The sequence below is a fragment of the Lysobacter daejeonensis GH1-9 genome, from assembly GCF_000768355.1.
Lineage (GTDB): Bacteria > Pseudomonadota > Gammaproteobacteria > Xanthomonadales > Xanthomonadaceae > Aerolutibacter > Aerolutibacter daejeonensis.
This window is the reverse complement of the sequence record NZ_AVPU01000060.1, coordinates 1-3,910: the sequence shown is the minus strand read 5'-3', so window position 1 is coordinate 3,910 and position 3,910 is coordinate 1. Positions and strand designations below refer to the sequence as shown.

Sequence of the window (3,910 nt, the reverse complement as noted above, 5' to 3'; positions counted from 1 at the left end):
ATGAGGCGGCCCTGGCCACCGGCGGGCTGACCCTGGCTGTGATCGGCACCGGCCCGGACGTGCCCTACCCGCGCAGCCATGCCGGCCTGCACGCGCGCATCGCCGAGCACGGTGCGGTGGTCAGCGAGCACCCGCCCGGCACCGGGCCGCAGCGCCAGCACTTCCCCAGCCGCAACCGCATCCTCGCCGGGCTGACCCTGGCTACGCTGGTGATCGAGGCCGCCGAACGCTCCGGCGCGCTGATCACCGCCCGCCAGGCCAGCGAGGCCGGCCGCGAGGTGTTCGCCGTGCCGGGCTCGATCCACAACCCGCTGGCGCGCGGCTGCCACCGCCTGATCCGCGAGGGCGCCGGGCTGGTGGAAAGCGCCAACGAGGTCATCGCCGCCCTCGCCCCGCTGGCCGCCGAACTGGCCGACGACTTGCGCACCCGGCTGGCCGCCCCCACTTCAGCCGGCCACGGGGTTGTCACAACCACCGGGCAGCCTCGTGAACGGGACTCAACCCCTGTTCAGCGCGGAGGCCCCGCCGACGACCCCGACTACCAGAACTTGTGGCAGGCCCTCGGCCATGACCCAACCGGTATGGATCAACTGGTGGCGCGAACCGGATTGACGGCCGCGCAACTGTCCTCCATGCTGCTGCTCATGGAGCTTGAGGGCCGGGTGTCGTCGAAACACGGCCGGTACCACCGCAACCGCTGACCACCGTGCTTTTCCGCAGGGATCCGTCCGGTGGCAGTCCGCAACTCCAGCCCACCGCGCCGGTCCCGGCGCAGGCCGAGGGGAAATGAAAGAGAGCATCCTGGACGTCCTGCTGTACCTGTTCGAGCACTACTTCACCGACGATGCGGATCTCGTCCGCGACCGTGATTCGCTCCAGAGCGGCCCGCTGTTCGATGAACTGGGGCAGGCCGGCTTCAGTCCCGCCGAGATCAACAAGGCCTTCGAGTGGCTCGATGCCCTGGCGCAGCAGCGCCCGGCGCCGGAGCCGCGTCGCGCCGACGGGCCCACGCGCGTGTTCCACGGCCCGGAGCTGGACAAGCTGGACGTGGAGTGCCGCGGCTTCCTGCTGTTCCTGGAGCAGCACGGCGTGCTCGACGCCGGCCAGCGCGAGCTGGTGCTGGACCGCGCCATGGCCCTGGACCAGGACGAGCTGGACCTGGACGACCTGAAGTGGGTGGTGCTGATGGTGCTGTTCAACCAGCCCGGCAGCGAGGCCGCCTACGCCTGGATGGAGACCCAGATCTTCGCCGACGAACCCGAGCCGGTTCACTGAGGCTGTCCGCCGTCACATCGTGATCACGTAAAAGCCGCTGTGATCCACGGCGGCTTGACAGCCGGCTCCGGCGCGTGATTCCACTATATATAAGGAAACACCCCACGCCCGCGGCCAGACCCCGCGGGCGTCGCTACTTCAGCGGTTGCCACGGACAGGCCGGCGGCGACCCCCCATGCGGGCTCCCCCGGGCCCGCGGAGACGTTCCATGGCCAAGAACCTCCTGATCGTCGAGTCGCCCGCCAAGGCGAAGACGATCAACAAGTACCTCGGCAAGGACTTCACGGTCCTTGCCTCCTATGGCCACGTCCGCGACCTGATCCCCAAGGAAGGCGCGGTCGACCCGGAAAAGGATTTCGCGATGACCTACGAGGTCATCGAAAAGAACGAAAAGCACGTCGACGCCATCGCCAAGGCGGCCAAGCAGGCCGACCACCTGTTCCTGGCGACCGACCCGGATCGCGAGGGCGAGGCGATCAGCTGGCACATCGCGGAGATCCTGAAGGAGCGCGGCCTGCTGAAGGACAAGTCGCTGCAGCGGGTGGTTTTCACCGAGATCACGCCGCGCGCGATCAAGGAAGCGATGACCCATCCGCGCGCCATTGCCGGCGACCTGGTGGACGCGCAGCAGGCGCGCCGCGCGCTGGACTACCTGGTTGGCTTCAACCTGTCGCCGGTGCTGTGGCGCAAGATCAAGGCGGGCCTGTCCGCCGGCCGCGTGCAGTCGCCCGCGCTGCGCATGATCGTGGAGCGCGAGGAAGAGATCGAGGCGTTCAAGGCGCGCGAGTACTGGACCATCGAGGCCGAGTGCGCGCACCCGAAGCAGGCGTTCACCGCCAAGCTCACCAAGCTGGATGGCAAGAAGTTCGCCGCCGACACCGGCAAGCTGGAGTTCACCCTGACCGACGGCGACAGCGCCGAGGCCGCGCGCCAGCGCATCGCCAAGGCCGCAAGCGGCATGCTGCAGGTGACCGACGTCACCAGCAAGGAGCGCAAGCGCCGCCCCGCCGCACCGTTCACCACCTCCACGCTGCAGCAGGAGGCCGCGCGCAAGCTGGGCTTCACCACGCGGCGCACCATGCAGGTGGCGCAGAAGCTGTACGAAGGCGTGGCGCTGGGCGACGAAGGCACCGTCGGCCTGATCAGCTACATGCGTACCGACTCGGTCAACCTGTCGGCCGAGGCCGTGGCGGAGATCCGCGACGTCATCGCGCGCGATTACGGCACCCGCGCCCTGCCCGACCAGCCCAACGTGTACAAGACCAAGTCGGCCAACGCGCAGGAAGCGCACGAGGCGGTGCGTCCGACCTCCGCGCTGCGCACGCCGACGCAGGTGGCGCGTTACCTCAGCGACGAAGAGCGCAAGCTGTACGAACTGATCTGGAAGCGCGCCGTGGCGTGCCAGATGGTGCCGGCCACGCTCAACACGGTGTCGGTGGACCTGGCCGCGGGCAGCGAGCACAGCTTCCGCGTGTCGGGCACCACCGTGGTCGACCCGGGCTTCCTGGCCGTGTACGAGGAAGGCAAGGACAGCAAGGGCGCCGAGGACGACGACGAAGGCCGCAAGCTGCCGGCGATGAAGCCCGGCGACCGCATCCCGCTGGAGCGCGTGCGCGCCGACCAGCACTTCACCCAGCCGCCGCCGCGTTACACCGAAGCATCGCTGGTGAAGGCGTTGGAAGAGTTCGGCATCGGCCGGCCTTCGACCTACGCGTCCATCATCCAGACCCTGCAGGGCAAGCAGTACGTGCTGCTGGAAAGCCGCGCGTTCCGCCCGACCGACATCGGCCGCGCGGTGTCCAAGTTCCTCAGCAGCCACTTCACCAACTACGTGGACTACGACTTCACCGCGCGCCTGGAGGACGAGCTGGACTCGGTCTCGCGCGGCGAAGAGGACTGGGTCGCATTGATGGGGAAGTTCTGGACGCCGTTCAAGGAACTGGTGGAGGACAAGAAAGCCACGCTGGACAAAGCCGACGCCGGCAGCGTGCGCGTGCTGGGCGAGGACCCCGCGAGTGGCCGTCCGGTCAGCGCGCGCATCGGCAAGTACGGCCCGCTGGTGCAGATCGGCACCGTGGAGGACGAAGAGAAGCCACGCTTTGCTTCGCTGCGCCCCGGCCAGAGCATCTACACGCTGACGCTGGACGAGGCGATGGAGCTGTTCAAGATGCCGCGCAAGCTGGGCACGAGCGATGGACATGAGGTCAGCGTGGGCATCGGCCGCTTCGGACCGTTCGCCAAGCGCGGCACGACGTATGCATCGCTGGCCAAGGAAGACGACCCGTACTCCATCGGCCTGGAGCGCGCGGTGTTCCTCATCGAGGAAAAGGAAGAGATCGCGCGCAACCGCATCATCAAGGAATTCCCGGGCAGCGACATCCAGGTGCTCAACGGCCGCTTCGGCCCGTACCTGAGCGACGGCAAGCTCAACGGCAAGATTCCGAAAGACCGCGACCCGGCTTCGCTGACGCTGGACGAGGTCACGCAGCTGATGGCGGAAACCGGCAAGCCGATGCGCGGGCGCTTCGGCAAGAAGGTGGCGAAGAAGGCGCCGGCCAGGAAGGCGGCGAAGGCCGTCGCCGAGGACGCGGCAAAACCGGCGAAGAAGGCCGCGAAGAAGACCGTCAAGAAGGCG

The 3,910-nt window shown here is 68.2% G+C and carries 3 protein-coding genes; all 3 read left to right on the top strand.

Going from position 1 to position 3,910, the window contains the following annotated elements; all coding sequences use genetic code 11:
• The coding region (locus N800_RS14860) for a DNA-processing protein DprA (RefSeq protein ID WP_036140445.1) at positions 1 to 701 on the top strand (701 nt) is incomplete at its 5' end.
• An 85-nt stretch (positions 702 to 786) separates the two neighbouring features.
• Positions 787 to 1,275, top strand: a complete 489-nt coding sequence (locus N800_RS14855) for a DUF494 family protein (protein WP_036140443.1) — start codon at positions 787 to 789, stop codon at positions 1,273 to 1,275.
• A 208-nt stretch (positions 1,276 to 1,483) separates the two neighbouring features.
• The coding region (locus N800_RS14850) for a DNA topoisomerase I (protein WP_036140441.1) at positions 1,484 to 3,910 on the top strand (2,427 nt) is incomplete at its 3' end.

Excerpts from the sequence above, each read along its gene's own strand:
- N800_RS14855 (WP_036140443.1), top strand. The coding sequence starts at position 787 with ATGAAAGAGAGCATCCTGGACGTCCTGCTGTACCTGTTCGAGCACTAC.